This window comes from Pedobacter polysacchareus (assembly GCF_019802255.1).
Taxonomy (GTDB): Bacteria; Bacteroidota; Bacteroidia; order Sphingobacteriales; family Sphingobacteriaceae; genus Pedobacter; species Pedobacter polysacchareus.
The window spans coordinates 116,034-134,820 of the sequence record NZ_JAHYSS010000005.1 but is presented as its reverse complement, the minus strand read 5'-3'; the positions used below and the strand labels follow the sequence as shown (position 1 = coordinate 134,820).

The following is an 18,787-nucleotide window of genomic DNA, read 5'->3' as shown; positions in this document are numbered from 1 at the left end:
TTAGCCTCATTATATGTCAAACGAAAACGAGAAAAGCTTTAAGAAAAGTACTAAAGTAATATTGGCCGCAGTACTGGTGGTATTGGTTGTTGGTGGTTATTTCGGCCTGAAATTCTACAAAGTGTTTTTTGCGCCTAACATTACTGGTAAGGAAAAATACGTCTATGTAAGAACGGGAAGTCATTTAGACGACTTATTTGAGGAAATCCGCAAGAAAGATATATTGACAGATATCGGGTCCTTTAGTCAGGCCGCTGCAAAGATGGACCTTGCACAAAACTTGAAACCTGGCCGCTATAAAGTGAGCAAAGGAATGAACAACAGAACCCTGGTCAATATGCTGAAATCCGGCAACCAGGATCCTGTGAAATTAAAGTTCCAGAACATCAGAAAGAAAGAAGATTTTGCAGGTTATCTGGCAAAAAACCTGGAAGCCGACTCTTTAGCTTTCATCACTGTCCTGGATTCTGCTGCATTAATTGAGAAGTACGGCTTCAATAAAGAAAACATTTATACGATGTTTATTCCAAATACTTACGAAATGTACTGGAACATCGCGCCGATTGAGTTTTTCGAGAAAATGCAAAAAGAATATGCGAAGTTCTGGAATGATGACCGCAAACGTAAAGCTGCTGCGTTAAACTTAAGCCCTGTTCAGGTTTCCATATTGGCTTCTATCGTAGATGCGGAAGCTTTATACGACAAAGAGATGCCTATCATCGCTGGATTATACCTAAACAGGTTAAAAAAAGGCATTCTTCTTCAGGCAGATCCGACGGTGATCTTTGCAAATGATGATTTCACGGTAAAAAGGGTGACCAATAAATTATTACAGGTTCCTTCCAGATACAATACTTACAAATATGCAGGTTTGCCTCCAGGGCCAATCATGATGCCTAGTATCAATGCGATCGATGCGGTATTGAATAAAGACGACAACAATTACATCTATATGTGTGCGAAGGAGGACTTCTCTGGCTACCATAATTTTGCGGTTACGGTTCAGGAACACGAAATCAATGCGAAAAAATATAGAGAAGCTTTGAACAAACGTAATATTTACAAATAGGATGTTTACACACAGCACGAAAGTAAGGGTAAGATACGGTGAAACGGATCAGATGGGCTACGTATATTACGGCAATTACGCGGAATACTATGAAGTAGCGAGGGTGGAAATGTTGAGGAGCCTGGGCATGGATTACGCCAGTATGGAAAGCAGTGGTGTGATGATGCCAGTTTTAGAGCTGAATTGTAAGTACATCAAACCTGCGCTTTATGACCAGGAAATCACTATTAAAACCACCATACACGAACTTCCAGGAGTCCGGATTTATTTTGTATACGAACTATTCAATGAGGCCGATGAGCTCATTAATATTGGCAAAACTACATTAGTGTTTGTCGACATGGCAAAAAACAAACCTTGCTCCCCTCCTGAGGATTTCATGGAGAAGTTAAAGGTATTTTTTAATTAAATTTGATAGATGGAGTGGGTACATAAGCAACTACTAAAAATCAGAATTTATGCTTTGTTTATAGATTGGACCAAAGTATGTATACTTCCTGGTTTCAGTCCGCTGCCCCTCTATACTGTTGCCAGTTTTTTCTTCACCGAGATCGGGAAGGATTCTTTAGTTAATAAGGCTTCTTCCCTGGCCTATAATTTTATGCTGGCCTTATTTCCGGCCATCATCTTTTTATTTACCCTGATCCCCTTTATTCCAAAGCGCATAGGCTTTCAGAAACAATTAATGGAACTGATTGTGCTCATTTTACCTGCAGATGCCTACAAAGCCTTTGAGGCGACCTTAAATGAGATTGTAAACAAGCAGAACGGTGGTTTACTATCTTTTGGGTTCTTTCTATCCTTGTTTTTTGCGACAAATGGCGTACACAGCCTGATGATGGCCTTTAATAAGTCGTCCTTGATCATTGAAGACCGGAGCTGGCTAAAACAGCGTCTGATTGCGGTATTACTTACGATTACCATTGCCCTATCCGTGATCATCTGCATAGTTGCCATGACCATCGGGGTGATCATCTTAAAGAAACTGAACATTCATGGGAGCTTTATGGTGTATCTGATCCAGCTCAGCAGATGGGCACTGTTAGGCATTCTCTATTTTGTTACCATTTCCATTCTCTACAAATACGGTCCTTCTCATGTAAAGAAATGGAAATTCTTTAGTCCGGGTTCTTGTTTGGCTACCATACTTGCTTTCCTGACCATTTGGGGATTTTCTTTTTACATAGACAATTTTAGCTCTTACAATAAAATCTATGGCTCCATTAGTACGTTAATCGTACTGATGATTTGGCTTTATCTGAATTCTTTGATTCTTTTGGTGGGTTTTGAACTTAATGCAAGTGTAGACTTGTCGAAAAGAAGTGTAAAAATCCTACGTCCAAGCTACAATCTATTCAAAAAACCTGGTTCTACAGCTGATAGGATAGAAAATAATTAAAGCCTGCGGGACTAACCGCAGGCTCATCATTGTAATTATAGAGGTAACTTATTTGGGTTATCTGTGTTTTACCCCTTTGATCTTCACTTCCACTACATAGTTTCCTTCTTGTTTTAACTGGAAGCCAATTGCCGGATTGATGTTGAACCTGGCATTTCCGGGATAACTTGACTTAGGGTTGGTAACGGTTACAAAATCACTTGGAATCCTGTAGAAGATATCAAATGAGCCGTATCCAGTAATCGTTTTGTAAGGAAATGGGATGATCTCAAAGTTTAAGCTCATCTCTGTACTCGTTTTCAATACGGGATTGAACTTTGCGTAAGAGTCGAGTGTTGGGCGATCTCCACGAACAATGAGTTCTCCATCCTTTGGATTAAATGGTACTCCATTTTCATCCACGTACCTGACGATCACATTAGTCCCGGTTACACTGGTTCTGGTGATTGTAATTTCTACAGGCGGCAGTGATTCAAACACGGTTCCTCCGTCCTGGAGGTAGGTCGCGGTGTTTCTGTTGATGGAAAAAGGCTGAGATTCCACGAAATCCAGCTCTCCAATATTCTTAAATGTTTTGGCACCACTTTCATTGCTCACTTCTATATCAAAAGTGTATTCAGCACCTTTAGGGATGATGCTGGTTCCAGATGTAAAAAGAAACTGACCGCTGGGCAGGAATTCAAACAGAGGTTTCGATTTTAGTTCTCTGATAGAATTCAACAATTCGAGCGTGGTATGCACTTCCGGATCAAAGGCTGTTTTATAGACATAGACCTTTTGTTCCTGGTACAGTTCATCAGCACGCTGTTCCGTTCCTTTTTTCTTAATCTGCAATAACTTTATTTTCAATGGTGCAGTCGATCCATCTCCTTTTAGTTCGGAGGTAATAAAACCATTTTTACCCTTTTCCACCTGGAATGGGCTGTTGACGTAATAAACAGAATCGCTTAAAAAACCTACAGTGATCTTTTTACATCCTGTCCAGATGACTACCGATAGCATTAAGGCCATCGTTATGTATATATATTTCTTCATCAGATGTTTAATTTTGGGTTACCAATAAAACCTATGCGTATTGTTTAGCACGTGTAACACGCCTGTCGTGGTTTGAATATTTGAAGTTTGCGCCACATCAGCTATGTCCTTGTCCTCATCTGCATAATCATCTGGAAGCGGCTCAGGATCCAGGCCATTTCTTAACTTCACTAAAAACAGATATTGAGGTTTAGAACTCACCAGTCCGGGGCTCACTCCTTCTATCAGTCGGATAGAAAAGGGCTCATTGGATTTGCTGGTAAACAATTTATTGGACAGGCTGAGGCTTTCACGTGTAATTTTCCCTGTAAAAAGATGAGAACGCAGAGAATCTCTAAGTTCAGGAATGGGAAGATCGCTTAAGTTATATCTTAAGTTTTCATCATTATTTTCCTGCTGAAGTTTCTCCTGTCTTCTTACCAATAAAGCTTTGATGGAATAATCTGTTGGCGCAAAAAAGGTGACATTCCCATTGATCTCTTCCTTCATCCCTGCTTTATCAATGAGTACCAGTAGGGTATCAAATAATCGATTTGTTTTCAGGTAATCATAAGTACTCATATTTACTTGAGCATCATGCAGGCTACCACCAATAATATATTTGTCCTTTTTACATGATGTGACCATCACGGCTACTGCAAATGCGAGTAACACCAGGTGTGTTATTTTCATATTCAAGTGCTTAAATTCTACCATTCCAATATTTATTTTGAACCAATAGCTGATTCTTTTGAAGTATATTTCTCGAGATAGGCCATTTCCAGCCCTCCTGGTCAAAACGACTTTGAGGGAAACGACCTTCAGTATATCCAGCCAGTTGATTGTTACGAACCATCACATACCACAGCTGTCCTTCGAAAGCGATTTCACGATAAGTTTCTTCGAAAATCTCCGTTTTGAGGTCAGTATTACTGCCATCATAATCCGTCAGACCGGCACGATTTTTCACTTTATTTAAATCGGTAAGCGCAGCAGCAGCATTGCCTAGTAAATCATTACATTCTGCACGGAGTAGGAGTTGTTCTCCCAGTCTAAAGATTGGAATGTTACAATCAACCAGCGGATTGGTACTGTTTTCAGGATTTCTGAACTTTACATTTTCTCCATTACGGCCTGTAAATTTGGTGAGGATCCAATTGTCTACTTTAGCTTTGTCGAAATTATAGCTATAGCGCGCATCATTGTCGTAATAATACATGCCTTCCAAAAAGTTATGATTTAGTACTACACGCATATCAGACTTATCCTTAATGTAGGGCTGCATACTGGTCGTATAGTAGAAACCATCGCCCAGCTGATATTCATTTTGCTCCAGGCTGAGCGGTACTTCAAAAATTGCTTCCGAGCTTCTTCCTTTGAACAAACGATCGAAGTTAGCTGCCGGCACTAAAGTATAAGTACCTGCATTGGTGATGGAATCAATCGAGGCTACTGCCTGCGTTAGTAAGGCACTGTTCGTATTTTTACCCAGAAAGTACTGCCAGCGAAGGATATTTGCTTTCAATGCAAAAACAGCACCTTTATCAGCCGCTACAGCATGGTCAGCTCCGGTAGTAAATTTCAGCAGTTTTTGTGCTTTTGCCAGATCTGCGAGTGCTGAATCCAGCACTACTTTTTCCGAAGTACGCGCTAAGTTCTGAGAAGACACTGGGTCAGGATTATTTTTAAGTACCAATGGCACATCTCCCCAGATTCTAACCATGTAAAAATAGTTGAATGCCCTCATGAAATAGGTTTCTCCAAGGATTCTATTTTTACGATCTGAGGTAAATACATTATTCGGCATCTGGTTTACTTTATCCAATACCGTGTTGGCCATATTTATGGTTTTATAGTAAGAATCCCACTCGCCGAGATCTTCCAGATACGGTCCGATAAAGTCACCGATATTGATTCCTGTTCCATAGTAACCATCCCCTTCTATCAGGAAGCTCAGGGTAAAGTCTGAATTCACCTTGTTAAATTCATTGGTAGAAAGATCGCCATAGCTAAAATGCGACATATGGTGACTGTTAGCCCCTCTGAACATCGACTTTCTGGACAAAGAATATACTCCCGCCAGTGCAGAGATGGCATCATCCTGAGTTTTCCAGAATGAACCTTCATAGGGTGCATCTTCAGGTGAAAAATTCAAGAGTTTTTTACAGGATGGTAATATGATTATGGATGCGATCAGGCACAACATGCTGATCGCAAAGTATGATTTTTTAGTTTTCATCTTCAAATGGTTCTAATGGTGTTTAAAATGTCGCCCTAAATCCTAAAGTAAACTTGCGCGGTAAAGGATAGCCGTTTCCGTTATAGATACCGAGTGCATCTACAGCCTCTACATCTGGTAAATTTGATTTCTGGAACGTGTACACATTATCCACAATGCCATATACCTGCAAAGCACTTATTTTTGCTCTTTTCATCCATTCATTTTTGAATCTGTATCCCAGGTTTATGTATTTGATACGGGCATAACTTCCATCTTCCATATAGGCAGAAGAAAAAGTATTGAACTGATAATAATAACTTTTATAGGGGTTGACATCCGCATAATCGGCCACATCACCAGGATTGCGCCAGATGGAAAGTTTGCTCAGGTCAATTAAGCCCTGTCCATAGAAATTACCGATTTGTTTATAATTGGTCAGCAGCGAAGCCACGTAAGTATTGTATACATCCCGACCTAGGGCAAAGGAAGTAAACACTTCTAGCGAGAAGTTTTTATAACTAAATGTATTGCTGAAACCACCGGTTACTTTTGGATTTGGATCGCCTGTTCTGACCAGGTCATTTCTATCCCAGACATCATAATCTCCATTTTGATCGATCCAACGATAAGTACCTGCACCGGCTACTACTGACCCATCCCAATAGGTAATCAGATTACCTGTTCTCGGATCAAAAGGAACGTCTCCCTGCGTAGCATAAACACCATTAGATTTCACCTGATAGAATTCATTAATAGGTCGGCCTTTTGAAAGGATATAGGTTGTACCATTATAATCAATCACAATATCACGGTTTCCATCTGGAAGTTTAGTGATCTGATTTCTGTTCATGGACAGAATCAGGCGTGGATTCCACTGGAAACTTTTCTCTGGAGAGAAGACTTTACCTGAGATATTAAATTCAAAACCAATGTTGCGCACCCCTACTGAATTTGTAAACACCTCATCGTAGCCACTGGTGGAAGGCATTTTCAACTTAAAAAAGATGTCTTTCGTACCACGGTTGTACACATCAGCAACTACTTGTAACCTGTTATTAAAGAAGTCGGCATCAATACCGATATTACTTTGCACTGCCTTTTCCCAGGTCAGGTTATCCTGAGTAACTGTCCCCGGATCATGATTAATCGCAGTTACCCCATTATAGGTATACATATTGTTTCCATCGTATAAACCTGCTTTTCCCACCAGATAGGAGTTATAAGGGGCATAGAAATTATCAGGAAGATTACCGCTGATTCCAAAGCTACCTCTGATCTTTAGCATATTGATCCAGGATTTCGTTTTAGACATGAAAGCTTCATCAGAGATGATCCATCCTGCTGAAACTGCTGGAAAATAAGCCCATCGGTTGTTTTTACCGAAACGAGAAGAAGCGTCACTTCTGATGGAAGCAGACAATAAGTATTTGGATTTAAAATCATAGTTCACACGACCGAAAAAAGACAGCATTCCTGCTTCAGCATTATTTGATTTGGTATAGTTCAGATCAAAATTTCCGGGTTTAATTCCATTGACAGTGGAAATAGAGTTATTTCCTGTTCCATATCCACCCACTCCTGAATAGCCTACGTTAATATAGTTAATCGTGTTACCTACCAGAAAATTCAGGTGATGATCATCCTTAATGTCCAGGTTATAGCTCAAGAAATTGTCCATGTTAAAATTCTGGTACTTAGAATTCATGGAATAAGTATAAAATACACCATCTGCATCTAAAGCACTTGGTCTGAACAAATCACGACTAGAGTTCGTGAGTAATAATGAACTCTGACTGGTCAATTTTAATTTTGGCGTGATGTCATAATAAAGTGTCACACTCGTAGAAATGTCATCATTGATGTTCTTATCTTTTGCCAGGTCATATTGACCAATAAAATTCAGGCTATCCATCCGGCTAAGCTGAAACAAGGAAGATGGAAAAGCGCCGCTATTGATCGGAAGCGGATTACTATAATCTGCATTAGGATCAGGAATTACTCCCCTTCCTCTGGATCTGTCAGTTCTGGAAGCGCGGAAGGAAAGGTCGATGTTCAATTTTGGTGACATTTTATACCCCATATTTGCAGCGAGGTTATAACGCTTAAAGCCGGTCGACTTTACAATTCCCTCTTCATTATAATAATTTCCACTTAGGCGGTAATTCACATTTTCGCTACCTCCAAAAGCAGAGGCATCAGCGTTATAAATTCTCGCGGTTTGGAAGAAAAGTCCCTGCCAGTCGGTGTTGTTATTAAATGCTGGATTCAAACTGTCTGTTAGCAGCAGCGGAAGCGTGCTTAGCTGCTGATAATTTCCTAAAGAAGTCAGGTAATTCATTTTGTACCTGCGTTCTTCCGCACCTACATAATAAACTTCACTTCGTGCCCTGGTCGATAATCCGGTATAGAAATTCGCATTTACCTGCGGTTTCTCCCCATTTTTCCCTCTTTTAGTTTTGATCACTACTACGCCATTTGCACCCCTGGAGCCATAGATAGAGGCAGAAGCTGCATCCTTCAAAACATCTATGCTCTCAATATCATTGGGGTTAATGCCGGCTACAAAATTTGTTTGGGTCACATCACTGAAGCCGGATATATCATTATAAGAGACTGGAACGCCATCGATAATAAATAATGGACTACTGAGGGCATTTGCTGCATTCACAGTTCTGCTCATGGCTGTATTTCCACGAACGGTAAATGTTGGCCTGGACCCTGGTTCACCAGAATAATTCTGGATATTTACCCCTGCCACTCTTCCCTGCAGCAACTGATCAAAACTTGGTGAAGGGAGGTTTTCGATGTCTTTCGCTTTGACTGTTGATACTGCAGCAGTAGAGGTTCTACGGGAAACCGTTTGGTATCCGATCACCACTGCATCTTTCAATAAATTTGGATTCGGCTCTAACTTGATATTGAACCTTTTTTCTGAGCCCACTTTTAAGGTTTTGGTTACATATCCAACAAAGGATATAGAAATTGAAGATTCAGGTCCGGCAACATTCAATTTAAAGTCTCCTTTGCTATCTGTCTGCGCCACATTAGTGCCGCCAATCTCTTTCACAGAAGCTCCTGGAAGACCTTGTCCGGTTTCATCAAGCACCTTACCTGAGATACTCAAAAAAGCAACGCTCTTTTTTGTCTGCAGATTGGTTTTTGTTTTCTCCTGAACAATCAATGTTTTTGTATCCAGTGAGTATTCAAATGGCTGATTGATAAAGCAGAGGTCCAGCGTTTCTTCCAGACTGGCATCACGGACATGAATAGTAACAGGTTTTGCTATAGAGATATCTGTTGCAATAAATACAAGGTCATAACCTGTTTGTTTGGTTATTGATTTTAAGACTTTTTCAAGCGTTACATTGCTTTCCGACAATGTAACTTTCTTTTGTGCTAAAGTAGAAGCATTCACCTGAAACATAATCAACAATAGCATAGCTATGGAAAGTTTCATGGTTAAAAGAATTTTATTTTTCATATAGGAATTCCTATACGAATTAAAATCGTACAATTTCATACATTTGGTAAGTTTGGGTTCGTGATGATGAGTTCAACTTCGCGGTATCATCATCATCAGTTTGGTTGATAACTTTGTTTAATACAATGTATTAGCGGCAATGACCCACAATATGATCCCGGGGGCGCGTCAACGCTCCTGGTTTCTTTATACATCATTTAGAGTAGAGTTTAAGGCATAGCGATAATCCTCCTTCCTTCTGTCTTAAATTTAATTTTTCTGGTTAACTGAAGTACCCTAAGTACTTCCGAAAGGCTTTTAGATCGGGAGATCGTCCCTCCGATTTTAATCTGGTCAAATTCTCCTTCAATACTGATGTCTACATCATACCATCTTTCCAGCTTATGCAGCACAGTAGGAACATCATCCCTATCGAATGCAAAAAAACCGCTTTTCCAGGCAATTGCATCTTCAACATCAACTTCTTTCATCTGGAAATCTTTTACCTCCAGTGAGGATTGCTGTCCTGGCTTTAAGAGTGCGGACGTATTTGCACCTTTAAGAGTTAGACGCACACTTCCTTCCAATAAGGTAGTTAGGATATTGGGTTGATTAGCATAAGCATTGATATTAAAATGAGTTCCCAGCACTTCCAGTTCCTGTTTTCCGCTGACCACTTTAAATGATTTGCCTTGTTTTTTGGCGACCTCAAAATAAGCCTGTCCAGTTAATTCTACTTTTCTTTCAGCACCAACAAATTCCACCGGATATTTTAGGGAGGATTCAGCATCCAACCAAACCCTGCTGCCATCGGGCAATAAGATTTGAAATTTGCCTCCTCTGGGGGTTTCTATGGTATTGAATTGTGGCGATTTAAGGTTCTTCGCTGTAGATTCAGCTGGAGCAGAGGTGTAAATCACCTGGCCATCACTAGATTTGGAAATCTTTAACCCGGATTGAGTGGCAATTTCTCCTGCTTTAACATCTGATAAACTGATTTTAGATCCATCGGCGAGTGTCAGCATCGCTTTATCGGTACCAGCTTTTATATCTAGAATACTTTCATTGGAGTATGCAGAGCTTTGCTTTCCTGGAAAATAATAATATAACGATACCCCCAGGGTGAATAAAACAGTAGCCGCCACTGCTATTCGAGGCCATAATGGTCGTTTTTTTTGCTGTTGCTCTGATTGTTCCAGATGATCATGGATAAATGTAATGTCCTCCTCATATTCCACTTCAGTCAGTGGTTCATGATTTTCTATAGTATGCTGGTTATACCAATTTTCCACAAAAGCTTTTTCCGCTGATGAGCACTGATTGGCAAGGTATCTTCTTAACAGTTCTTTGAATTGAGTACTCTGCATAGTAGGGAATTGCGCTTAATTAAAGAACAAGACACTTAACTAGAAGGTAGGGCCCAGATGAAAATTAAAAAAAAAGAAAAAAACCATCCATCTTCAGCCTCAACACCTTTAAAGCGTTATTAATCTGATTCTTAACAGTTTTTTCGGAAAGGTTAAGCTGTAAAGCGATTTCTTTTCTGGATAAATTATGCTTCCGACTGAGTTCAAATACTTCTCTCATCTTTTCCGGCAAACAAGAAACTTCTTTTTCTATGAGTACGGTGAGCACATTTTCCCGCAAACGATGGTCAGTAGGAGATTCAAATCTTTCTACATTATCCAGGATGGTTAGAAAATAGGTAGATTCCACCTGCTTATGATAAATAGCATTAAGAATCCTGTTTCTCAAAGCACAATATAAATATCCAGACAAGTTGTTTTCAATAGCAATACTTTCTCTTTTATGCCAAAACACAGTAAACAATTCCTGAATTATGTCTCTTGCCTCCTCACGATTCTGTAGTTTTGAATAGGCATGACTGTACAAAATCCCAGTATATCTTTTATAAATCTCAGTGTATGCGGCTCTGTTACCCAACCTCAATAAAGCGACCAATTCTGGGTCAGAATAAGTAGTAAGCAATGACATGATATTATCCCCCAGAACTAATGTAATATTTTTCTTACTAACTTTTATTTATACTGATAAAAAACAGAAAAAATCAAGAAACAAGATTTTTTTAAAACATTATTTTCTCATAGATTAAAATAAACAACTAAAATAAAAAAAATTAGATATTTTTATAACCAAAAACTACACCTGAAAAGACAGTGCTAAACAACCGAGGAGAAGATCATTTCCGGCAACTTTTATCCGTAAGCAACATAAATAAATTAAACTTATCGAAGTTCAATATCAGAAAAGATGAATAAATAACTAACAGAAAACACCCAAACATGGGATTAGACACTGTTTTAGCCTACAAAAACGAGTAAATACGTAATGAATTGGGTTAAATCATGCAAGTACGAAAAATAAAAAGACTCAGGATTAGCTGATTAGGGAAATCCTTTTAAATAATAGCGATCATAATTTGTAGAATTGACTGGAGTTCGTACTTTTGTGCCGGAGAGTTGGCAGAGTGGTCGATTGCGGCAGTCTTGAAAACTGTTGACTTGTCAAAGGGTCCGCGGGTTCGAATCCCCCACTCTCCGCCACTAGGTGACTAGATTTCGAAAAAACCTGCAAATCATACGATTTGCGGGTTTTTTCATTTAAGACCAAAGCCAAATAAAGCATCAATTCACATATAGTTGGTGAGTCATTCGGTGAGTAGTTGAAGGTAATTTAAGGTACTCACCGAATAGGGTCTATCTCATTAACAATGAACTAGTTAAATGATCCAACATCTTGACTGATAGTAGTAGCAAAGCTAAATTTGTTTAACTTTTTAATGTGCAACATTATGAAAACTAATTTCAGCCTACTCTTCTACATGAAGAAACAGAAAAACTATCAAGCTGGCGCGATTTCCCCTATCTATCTAAGGATAACTATTGACGGAACTAGGTCTGAGGTAACTACTGGTAGATCCATTGATCCGCTACAATGGAATCCAAGGTTAGGAAGAGCCAAAGGCTACAAAGAATCAGTTAAATCATTCAACTTCTATCTGGACGATTTACAGGTCAAGATCCACGAAGCACATTCCCAACTCACAAAAGAAAACCAAAAGATCACTGCTCAGGTGCTACGTGATAAATTTCTTGGGAAAGAGAAAGACCGTCCTACTTTGTTAGAAGTATTCAAAGAGCACAACAGAAAGATGGAATCATTGGTAGGCACTGAATTTAGTAAGGGAACTATGGAAAGATACCGTACTTCTTTAAAGCACACTGTTGAGTTCCTGAACTGGAAGTATAAAATTGATGATGCTGAGCTTGCCATGGTGAATCATGAATTTATTGCTGAGTATGATTATTATTTACGCTCAGTCCGTAAATGCGCTAATAATTCTGCCGTAAAGTATTTGAAGAACTTCGGAAAGATCATTCGTATTGCTTTATCCAATGGACATCTTACCGCTAACCCCCTGTTGAGTTACCGACACACCATTAGGAAACTGGATCGCGTGCATTTAACCGAGGAAGAGTTACTGACCATTGCCAATAAGAAAATGGCTACTGAGCGACTAGAACAGGTCAAAGATGTATTTCTATTCTGTTGCTATACCGGACTCTCCTATATTGACGTGAAGCAGTTAAAGAATAATAATATTGTAATTGGAATAGATGGTGAGAATTGGATCTCCATAAAAAGGCAAAAAACTAACCTCCCTTCCCATATTCCTTTATTACCGATGGCCGGAGATATATTAGACCGTTATGCTAAAAATAAAGTGTGTTTGAATATGGGAATGATACTTCCAGTATTAAGCAATCAAAAAACAAACAGCTACCTAAAAGAAATCGCTGATTTCTGTGGCATCAATAAACCGATTACTTTTCATATTGCGAGGCATACTTTCGCTACTACAGTAACGCTCCTCAATGGCGTTCCTATTGAAAGCGTATCGAAAATGCTGGGGCACACTAATATCCAGACCACACAGCATTATGCAAAAATGCTGGATATAAAAGTGGGAAAAGATATGGCTTTACTAAAGAAGGTTTATGCTGATTTAATTTAGCTATCATAGACGAAAATCTCATCAGTAATCATCTAACTACTTTTTTCTAATAAAGAGCAGGCAGATACCTATAATAATTGTTGGAAGCCATAAGACAAAGGAATATTCTCCCATTTTAATTTCAAAAGAGCTTAACGGAGGACCTTGATAGGTAAACAATGACACCCCATACAAAAACATCCCAATACCCAAAAAGACTAATACTATTCCAACAATTTGATACTTAGACATTGTGATTTTCTTATTTTAATTTTAGTGCCACACAATATACAAGCACACTTGAGCGTCTTTATATATGAGAGCGTTAATTTAGATAAAGCGGGAATGATCGGAGGATCATTTCCGCTTTACATTTTATGGCTATTTTTTGTCTTTTACTTTTAGATCAGAAAAATCGAAAAGCTCCATCGGATTAATTTTGAGAAACTTCGCATAAGTGGAAGCATGGCTAATACTGGTATTTACCTGTCCCAGTTCGGTTCTTGCAATCTGGCTTTGCGATATATCCGTAAGCAAGGAAAATTGTTCCTGAGAAATCCCCTGCCCTTCACGGACTTGTTTTAACTTCTGTCCAAACTTCTTAATAAATTCTTCGTCTTTTAAATACTTCACCAAACAAATAGACAGTTATAAAGTAAATATATTAATAGCAAATTTGCTATTACAGGTTTTTGTTCTTACATTAGATTAACTAAAAAATGAACGAAGAAACTAAAAATTTGCAGTTCTAAAATCGGTGACAAGGAATTGCTTTACAAGCCTCGCAACTAAATCTGACAGTTTAACCCCGCGAGTCTAAGTTGAGCAACCAAAACCCTATATTTGATATAGGGCTGGTGCTCGCTTATGTCTTTTGTGGGAACCTTTTCGAAAGAGAAGGTGGCTTTGTCAGAGCCGTGTTACACTAGACTAAGTGAGTTACCAGCCTTATTTTATTTCCGGCATCCCACTTATCTAAGGCTTATTTAATGAGAAATTAAATAAGATCAAATATGGAAATGCAACAATTACTGCCTCAGGGCATCGACTTTTTTCATCTTCCGCTGGAAAAAGGGACTGTAATACTCAGTCTGGAAACTTTAAACAGGCATTCTGCATTCAGGAGAACCAGAAAGCCATTTCTGTACATCAAACAAAGGAAAATCTCCTTTCAGAGCGAGATTCTCACTATTGGGATTACGCTTGGGGAGGAGAAAGAAGAAATGGTGTATCTACAGGTCAAACCAACTGAACTACTGGTCGGCTGTAGTGTAGACACCAGCGAAAGCTATCTCAGCCGTTATGCTTATTACGCCTTACAGGATTTAATGAACCATAGCGGAGAATGTGATTTTAAAGAGTTTTACTGGCCGGATTTCTTTCATCCCAAAACTGGTAAAAGCAAATACCTTAATGTCATCAACGACAGATGGGGAATGAACGTTGGGCTAAAAGCGCAATATTCTTATTTCTATAAACCGGAGTCCAAACTTTACTATCCGTTTAAAGATACCCTTTACCCTGCCCGCACAAAGAGATTCCCAATTACGCAGACCGATATTTCCGCAAGCAATTGTGTGATCGGGTATTGTCTCGCCGACACCACTTTTGCTCCCTACCGTCCGAACCATTACCCTTTTCTGATCTCTTACCTTGGAAAAATCGGCAAGAATAAAGAAACCATAAAAAGCTATTCCTATTTCATTAAAGATGCCGAAGTTTCAGCAGAACCGCAGTACAGCCCTATCCAAGTCCAACTCCATCCGCTACTGGTAAAAATGAAGGCGCTTGCTGAGATGCAAAACACACAATTCCGCCATACTAAGGCAGAAAAACGCGAAATCCACCATCAAAATATGGAAAGAAGAGATCAGCTTTTCTATTTATGGCAAGAGGCATATCCTATGCTTGAATCACAAGCCTACACCCATTATTTCATGACCTATGGCATGAAAAATCTGGAACCAAAACCATTTAAGAAGTACTTAATCCCCTGCGTATTTGCCAAAGAAATCCCTGAGATTTACTTTCAATGGCTGGATAAAGGTGACTACTATGAATTAAAGATGCGCTTTCGCATTGGGAATAAAACCTTAGTACCAGAGACACAAAACCCTGTATTTTTCCTACGTGGCTTAAAAGAACCAATGAAACTTTATCTGCTGGGCACTTTGGCGGATTACCAACTCAGCGCATTTTTTGAAGCACGCCATTTCAGCATTTGCGTACTTAAAAAACATTACAGTCCGCAGTTTCATGATTTCATCAGCCAACTGGAAAGCTTATATGAATTTAAGAAAGCGACTACTAAAGAACTGTCCAATTAAAACCCATAAAACAATCACCATGCAAGAAATCCTAAGAAAGCTGGATTACCAGCCTGCACGTTTGTCCGATGATGAACTGCAAAATCCTGAAAATTTACTCACTGAATTCTTCGACAATACCCCTATTCACGAATGCAGGGATCTGGTCTGGGAACTGTATAAAGGATGGACATACCATACCGCAGAATACGACAGCAATCAGACTATTGGTATGCTCTTGTTTTATACCCAGCTGATTGGTTTTTTAAACGCTTCCTTTATTCAGATAGAAAAACAACGTCTTGAAAGCACCAATTAAGCTCAAAGGAAAGACCATTTTTTTCCTTGCATTTTTATAGCTTGATCTGCTAAAAATGGTCTGCTTCCAATATCCAATGATTATTAACCCCTCTAAAAATCAAAGATCATGAACAAGCCAATCACCAAATACAGAATCAATGAGTATTTACATGCGCTAAACATATTGCAATACCGTAAAGCGATGATTCTGCTCCCAGAACTGCTGGGAATTTCCATGAACACCTTTCACAATTACCGGAAGATTCTAATAGAGGAAAGCAAGGATATTCCATACGAAAAAGTAGTACTTATGGAACAACTCTTTGAATTTGAACAAGGCACGCTGGCCTATCAGAATCCAACTTCTGGAAGTTTAAAAGCAATGCACCTTGATCAGTAGGCCTCCTTCCTTTTTTAGTCCACTGTCTTTTTCCGTAAATCCCCCCGCAAAATTGTGCAAAGGCCAAAGCGGGCAGGGTATTTTGCAGGCCACTCCTTGAGCGGGGGAAGCTACTCCTGCAAAGACACCCTGCCTGTTAACGACTTATTTGCAATTCCTGCTCCTGTTGTTGGCCTTTCTTTTTTTTCTTCTTTTTCGGTCTCACAGATAATCCATCAGAACTACCCCCTATTGCCAATCCTTGGGAAACAGGTGCCAATAGGATTTTCATAAAATCTCCTGCTGTTTTTCCGACACTTTCCAGCATCGTGGTGGCACTTAAAAACCTGCCTTCCGCTACCCCTTGAATCAACTCTCTAGCCAAATATTTGGAATCAACGTTGACTGCCGATCCCTGCACCAAAGTACTTAATTGCATTCGTTGTGCAAAAGTGCCGTTCTTTTGAATTTTAGCGTAGGCAAATGTATCACTTAGCTTTCTGTCAAAATCAAAGAACTTATCAAAACAGGTTTCACCGGACTGTTTGAATTTCATCCGGTCAAATTGACCTAGCTTTTTGGAATGTTCTACGTTCTTTCCTCTGGAATTGTTCATCGGACTCAGCTTAATTTTATTACTTGCATCTTTCCTGCTGACTATCACCTGAACGTGCATCTGATCTCCTGCCTTCAGCTCTCCCCGCTTTTTGGTTCCCTCCTTGACTTCTTTGTCTTTGTAACTGTAATATCTGTGGTTTTCCAGTTTGGCAAACCAGACCAGATCTTTACTACTGTTAATCCCTTCACGATTGAAATTCTTCGCATATTCATTCATCACCTTTTTTGCATACGCTTTGAGCTGAGTTTTTGCACCCTCTGCCCCATAACACGCTTTTAGATGAGCAATCTCCTTCTGGCTGGGACTGATATTGATTAGAAAAAACTTGGCATCAGTTTTACTGAGCTTGGCTATATTCTGATCAATCGTCCTGCGAGCTTCATAAGGCTCTATATCGGAATGCTTTTGGTTAAACCAATGTTCAGGGTTTTCCAGTTCTAAGACCCTGTTTTCCTTTTCCAAATAATGAACAAGTGTACCACTACTGCCTTTGTTATTCGCTGTACTGCTGTCTGAGATATTTAGGTACATAACTACAATCCCTTAACTTGTGCCATCACCTTGGTGAGCAGTGCCTCTTTTTCCTTGCCAGAGAACATGAGTCCCAAAGCCTCCCTAGCCTTAACATAGTTTTCCAGAATAATGGCAAACTCCTGTTTCAGCCTTTCCTTGGTATACAGCTTTACTTCTACCCTTGCGATCAGCGAATCAGTTTGACTAAACTTCGCTATTTGCATTTGTTGCTGACTGAGCATCTCATTTTGATTCTGGAACAACTGTTCGTTTGATTTCAGTACCTGGGTATTAAAAAGATTCAGGAGGTTCCTTTGACGTTCAGCCATCCGGTTTATCTCTACCCTTATAGGATCAAAATACTCCGACTCCTGCACTTTGATAAAGCCAATGTATTGTTGATGCTGTTTGAGCAGGGTATTCTTTAATAACTCATCATTAAAATCAGCAGGGTCTTTCTTATTTCGGTAGAAGTATTCTACCATCTGAATGAACAGAAGTCTTTTAGCTCTCCCTAATTTCAGGGCAATCTTGTCAAATTTCAGGTCTACCGCTAGTGAGTATTTCACCGTTCTGAATTGTTCTTCTTGCATCTTGTTTTGATTTAAAAGCGTGCAGTGTTATATTCATTTAACATCGGCACCCTGGTGAACATTCCTTTTTCTGCCCCCTTGCTACCTGCCGGAGGCCAAAGAATCCTCGGAGGATTCTTACAAGCCCGTTTGCAACGCATACGAGCATAGAATAGGGCTACTGCCCAATTCCTGCTTGCTCCTTTTCCTGAAAAAGGAAAAGGACTTGAATGTAATGAGCCTAACCATCCGCCCCTGCATCATGGTCATTTAACAAAGTGACCTGACTACCTAGCTTGGGATGATAGGAAGGTTCGTAATCAAGGAAGCCTTCTGTCACAAAATCATCCATGCACTTGTGGTAAGTGGCAAAGGAATGGATAGCCGAATGCTTCATCAGCTTGCTTCTGGATATCCTGAAAGGATTTTGACACAAGCCCTGAGAATAGAACATCAGTATAGCTGAATATAAGCTTAGGTGTGATTGATGGAAGCGCTTCTGCTTGCTGGCAAGTTTTAAAAAACTGCTGAGTCTGTTTCCGGTATCCATCATGAGTTCCCGATTTCACCTAACAACTGGACAATATCAGAATGGGCATAGTAAAAGATGCCTCCTAGTTTTTCATAAGGCAGAATGCCTTTGATCCGCAGGTTTTGTAGTGTACCGGATGAAATCTTTAATAGTGTTCTGACTTCTGAACTCCGAAGCCATTGTTTTGCTGGTGCATCATCTGATTTGATGGCTTGTTTAATCTCCTGAATAAGTTCGGACTTGAACTTTAGCAATTCTTCCTTGCTGAGAATCTCGATCTGCATAATTTACCTCCGTTTTTAAGTTTATGGTAGCAAATGTCAGATGGGAGAACAGATAAATAATGACCATCGATTTGTATCGGTCATATACAGATATGAAACCTGTT

General features: G+C 39.5%; 18 protein-coding genes and 1 tRNA gene. 8 read left to right on the top strand and 11 right to left on the bottom strand.

All coding sequences use genetic code 11. The features are described from left to right. Window positions 1–13: 13 nt before the first annotated feature. From mltG to K7X70_RS15225, 3 genes are read left to right on the top strand one after another with little or no spacing between them, the layout of a single operon-like run. On the top strand, window positions 14–1,069 hold the full coding sequence (mltG, locus tag K7X70_RS15235) for an endolytic transglycosylase MltG (RefSeq protein WP_222537867.1): 1,056 nt from the start codon (window positions 14–16) through the stop codon (window positions 1,067–1,069). Window position 1,070: 1 nt separating this feature from the next. Continuing rightward, window positions 1,071–1,478: an acyl-CoA thioesterase gene (locus K7X70_RS15230; protein WP_222537866.1), complete on the top strand. Its 408-nt coding sequence runs from the start codon at window positions 1,071–1,073 to the stop codon at window positions 1,476–1,478. A gap of 9 nt (window positions 1,479–1,487) precedes the next feature. Continuing rightward, complete coding sequence (locus tag K7X70_RS15225) at window positions 1,488–2,468, top strand: YihY/virulence factor BrkB family protein (RefSeq protein ID WP_222537865.1); 981 nt, start codon at window positions 1,488–1,490, stop codon at window positions 2,466–2,468. A gap of 57 nt (window positions 2,469–2,525) precedes the next feature. Here the strand turns inward: K7X70_RS15225 and K7X70_RS15220 are convergent, their stop codons facing one another. From K7X70_RS15220 to K7X70_RS15195, 6 genes are all read right to left on the bottom strand, one after another. Continuing rightward, a complete protein-coding gene (locus K7X70_RS15220; RefSeq protein WP_222537864.1) occupies window positions 2,526–3,503 on the bottom strand; it encodes a DUF5007 domain-containing protein in 978 nt (325 codons plus the stop codon). Window positions 3,504–3,521: 18 nt separating this feature from the next. Next, window positions 3,522–4,175 (bottom strand): fasciclin domain-containing protein, encoded by a 654-nt coding sequence (locus tag K7X70_RS15215; protein WP_222537863.1) that lies wholly within the window; start codon window positions 4,173–4,175, stop codon window positions 3,522–3,524. A gap of 10 nt (window positions 4,176–4,185) precedes the next feature. Then, a complete protein-coding gene (locus K7X70_RS15210; protein ID WP_222537862.1) occupies window positions 4,186–5,637 on the bottom strand; it encodes a RagB/SusD family nutrient uptake outer membrane protein in 1,452 nt (483 codons plus the stop codon). Window positions 5,638–5,743: 106 nt separating this feature from the next. Then, window positions 5,744–9,160, bottom strand: coding sequence for a SusC/RagA family TonB-linked outer membrane protein (locus tag K7X70_RS15205; RefSeq protein ID WP_222537861.1), 3,417 nt, complete (start codon window positions 9,158–9,160; stop codon window positions 5,744–5,746). Between the two features lie 233 nt (window positions 9,161–9,393). Next, complete coding sequence (locus tag K7X70_RS15200) at window positions 9,394–10,530, bottom strand: FecR family protein (protein ID WP_222537860.1); 1,137 nt, start codon at window positions 10,528–10,530, stop codon at window positions 9,394–9,396. A gap of 64 nt (window positions 10,531–10,594) precedes the next feature. Then, on the bottom strand, window positions 10,595–11,158 hold the full coding sequence (locus tag K7X70_RS15195; protein WP_222537859.1) for an RNA polymerase sigma factor: 564 nt from the start codon (window positions 11,156–11,158) through the stop codon (window positions 10,595–10,597). Between the two features lie 479 nt (window positions 11,159–11,637). Here K7X70_RS15195 and K7X70_RS15190 point away from each other — a divergent pair. Both K7X70_RS15190 and K7X70_RS15185 read left to right on the top strand, forming a co-directional pair. Then, a tRNA-Ser gene (locus tag K7X70_RS15190) sits at window positions 11,638–11,727 on the top strand. A 248-nt stretch (window positions 11,728–11,975) separates the two neighbouring features. Next, a complete protein-coding gene (locus K7X70_RS15185) occupies window positions 11,976–13,199 on the top strand; it encodes a site-specific integrase (protein ID WP_222537858.1) in 1,224 nt (407 codons plus the stop codon). Window positions 13,200–13,559: 360 nt separating this feature from the next. On the opposite strand, the gene K7X70_RS15180 is transcribed toward K7X70_RS15185, so the two are convergent. Beyond that, window positions 13,560–13,811, bottom strand: a complete 252-nt coding sequence (locus tag K7X70_RS15180; protein ID WP_368388864.1) for a helix-turn-helix domain-containing protein — start codon at window positions 13,809–13,811, stop codon at window positions 13,560–13,562. Between the two features lie 380 nt (window positions 13,812–14,191). On the opposite strand from K7X70_RS15180, the gene K7X70_RS15175 reads away from it, so the two are divergent. The 3 genes from K7X70_RS15175 to K7X70_RS15165 all read left to right on the top strand — a co-directional run bounded on the left by K7X70_RS15175 (window position 14,192) and on the right by K7X70_RS15165 (window position 16,184). Beyond that, window positions 14,192–15,505, top strand: coding sequence for a hypothetical protein (locus K7X70_RS15175; RefSeq protein ID WP_222537856.1), 1,314 nt, complete (start codon window positions 14,192–14,194; stop codon window positions 15,503–15,505). Window positions 15,506–15,524: 19 nt separating this feature from the next. Next, the gene (locus K7X70_RS15170; protein WP_222537855.1) at window positions 15,525–15,803 is read left to right on the top strand and encodes a hypothetical protein; all 279 of its coding nucleotides are present in this window, start codon (window positions 15,525–15,527) and stop codon (window positions 15,801–15,803) included. A 108-nt stretch (window positions 15,804–15,911) separates the two neighbouring features. After that, window positions 15,912–16,184, top strand: coding sequence for a hypothetical protein (locus K7X70_RS15165; RefSeq protein ID WP_222537854.1), 273 nt, complete (start codon window positions 15,912–15,914; stop codon window positions 16,182–16,184). Between the two features lie 136 nt (window positions 16,185–16,320). Here K7X70_RS15165 and K7X70_RS15160 read toward each other — a convergent pair whose 3' ends face one another. The 4 genes from K7X70_RS15160 to K7X70_RS15145 all read right to left on the bottom strand — a co-directional run bounded on the left by K7X70_RS15160 (window position 16,321) and on the right by K7X70_RS15145 (window position 18,683). After that, window positions 16,321–17,313 (bottom strand): DUF5712 family protein, encoded by a 993-nt coding sequence (locus K7X70_RS15160; RefSeq protein WP_222537853.1) that lies wholly within the window; start codon window positions 17,311–17,313, stop codon window positions 16,321–16,323. Between the two features lie 2 nt (window positions 17,314–17,315). Continuing rightward, the gene (locus K7X70_RS15155) at window positions 17,316–17,888 is read right to left on the bottom strand and encodes a BfmA/BtgA family mobilization protein (RefSeq protein WP_222537852.1); all 573 of its coding nucleotides are present in this window, start codon (window positions 17,886–17,888) and stop codon (window positions 17,316–17,318) included. A gap of 220 nt (window positions 17,889–18,108) precedes the next feature. Beyond that, a complete protein-coding gene (locus tag K7X70_RS15150; RefSeq protein ID WP_222537851.1) occupies window positions 18,109–18,420 on the bottom strand; it encodes a hypothetical protein in 312 nt (103 codons plus the stop codon). Further along, window positions 18,417–18,683 carry a helix-turn-helix domain-containing protein gene (locus K7X70_RS15145; RefSeq protein ID WP_222537850.1) on the bottom strand — a complete coding sequence of 89 codons (267 nt, stop codon included), beginning with the start codon at window positions 18,681–18,683 and terminating at the stop codon, window positions 18,417–18,419. Before K7X70_RS15145 ends, K7X70_RS15150 begins: the two co-directional genes overlap by 4 nt. Between the last annotated feature and the right edge of the window lie 104 nt (window positions 18,684–18,787).

What these genes read in the sequence shown, in the direction of transcription:
- K7X70_RS15170 (WP_222537855.1), top strand. Translation starts at nt 15,525, where the DNA reads ATGCAAGAAATCCTAAGAAAGCTGGATTACCAGCCTGCACGTTTGTCC.
- K7X70_RS15220 (WP_222537864.1), bottom strand. Translation starts at nt 3,503, where the DNA reads ATGAAGAAATATATATACATAACGATGGCCTTAATGCTATCGGTAGTC.
- K7X70_RS15150 (WP_222537851.1), bottom strand. Translation starts at nt 18,420, where the DNA reads ATGATGGATACCGGAAACAGACTCAGCAGTTTTTTAAAACTTGCCAGC.
- mltG (WP_222537867.1), top strand. Translation starts at nt 14, where the DNA reads ATGTCAAACGAAAACGAGAAAAGCTTTAAGAAAAGTACTAAAGTAATA.
- K7X70_RS15155 (WP_222537852.1), bottom strand. Translation starts at nt 17,888, where the DNA reads ATGCAAGAAGAACAATTCAGAACGGTGAAATACTCACTAGCGGTAGAC.
- K7X70_RS15205 (WP_222537861.1), bottom strand. Translation starts at nt 9,160, where the DNA reads ATGAAACTTTCCATAGCTATGCTATTGTTGATTATGTTTCAGGTGAAT.
- K7X70_RS15145 (WP_222537850.1), bottom strand. Translation starts at nt 18,683, where the DNA reads ATGCAGATCGAGATTCTCAGCAAGGAAGAATTGCTAAAGTTCAAGTCC.
- K7X70_RS15160 (WP_222537853.1), bottom strand. Translation starts at nt 17,313, where the DNA reads ATGTACCTAAATATCTCAGACAGCAGTACAGCGAATAACAAAGGCAGT.
- K7X70_RS15165 (WP_222537854.1), top strand. Translation starts at nt 15,912, where the DNA reads ATGAACAAGCCAATCACCAAATACAGAATCAATGAGTATTTACATGCG.
- K7X70_RS15225 (WP_222537865.1), top strand. Translation starts at nt 1,488, where the DNA reads ATGGAGTGGGTACATAAGCAACTACTAAAAATCAGAATTTATGCTTTG.
- K7X70_RS15230 (WP_222537866.1), top strand. Translation starts at nt 1,071, where the DNA reads ATGTTTACACACAGCACGAAAGTAAGGGTAAGATACGGTGAAACGGAT.
- K7X70_RS15185 (WP_222537858.1), top strand. Translation starts at nt 11,976, where the DNA reads ATGAAAACTAATTTCAGCCTACTCTTCTACATGAAGAAACAGAAAAAC.
- K7X70_RS15200 (WP_222537860.1), bottom strand. Translation starts at nt 10,530, where the DNA reads ATGCAGAGTACTCAATTCAAAGAACTGTTAAGAAGATACCTTGCCAAT.
- K7X70_RS15195 (WP_222537859.1), bottom strand. Translation starts at nt 11,158, where the DNA reads ATGTCATTGCTTACTACTTATTCTGACCCAGAATTGGTCGCTTTATTG.
- K7X70_RS15175 (WP_222537856.1), top strand. Translation starts at nt 14,192, where the DNA reads ATGGAAATGCAACAATTACTGCCTCAGGGCATCGACTTTTTTCATCTT.
- K7X70_RS15215 (WP_222537863.1), bottom strand. Translation starts at nt 4,175, where the DNA reads ATGAAAATAACACACCTGGTGTTACTCGCATTTGCAGTAGCCGTGATG.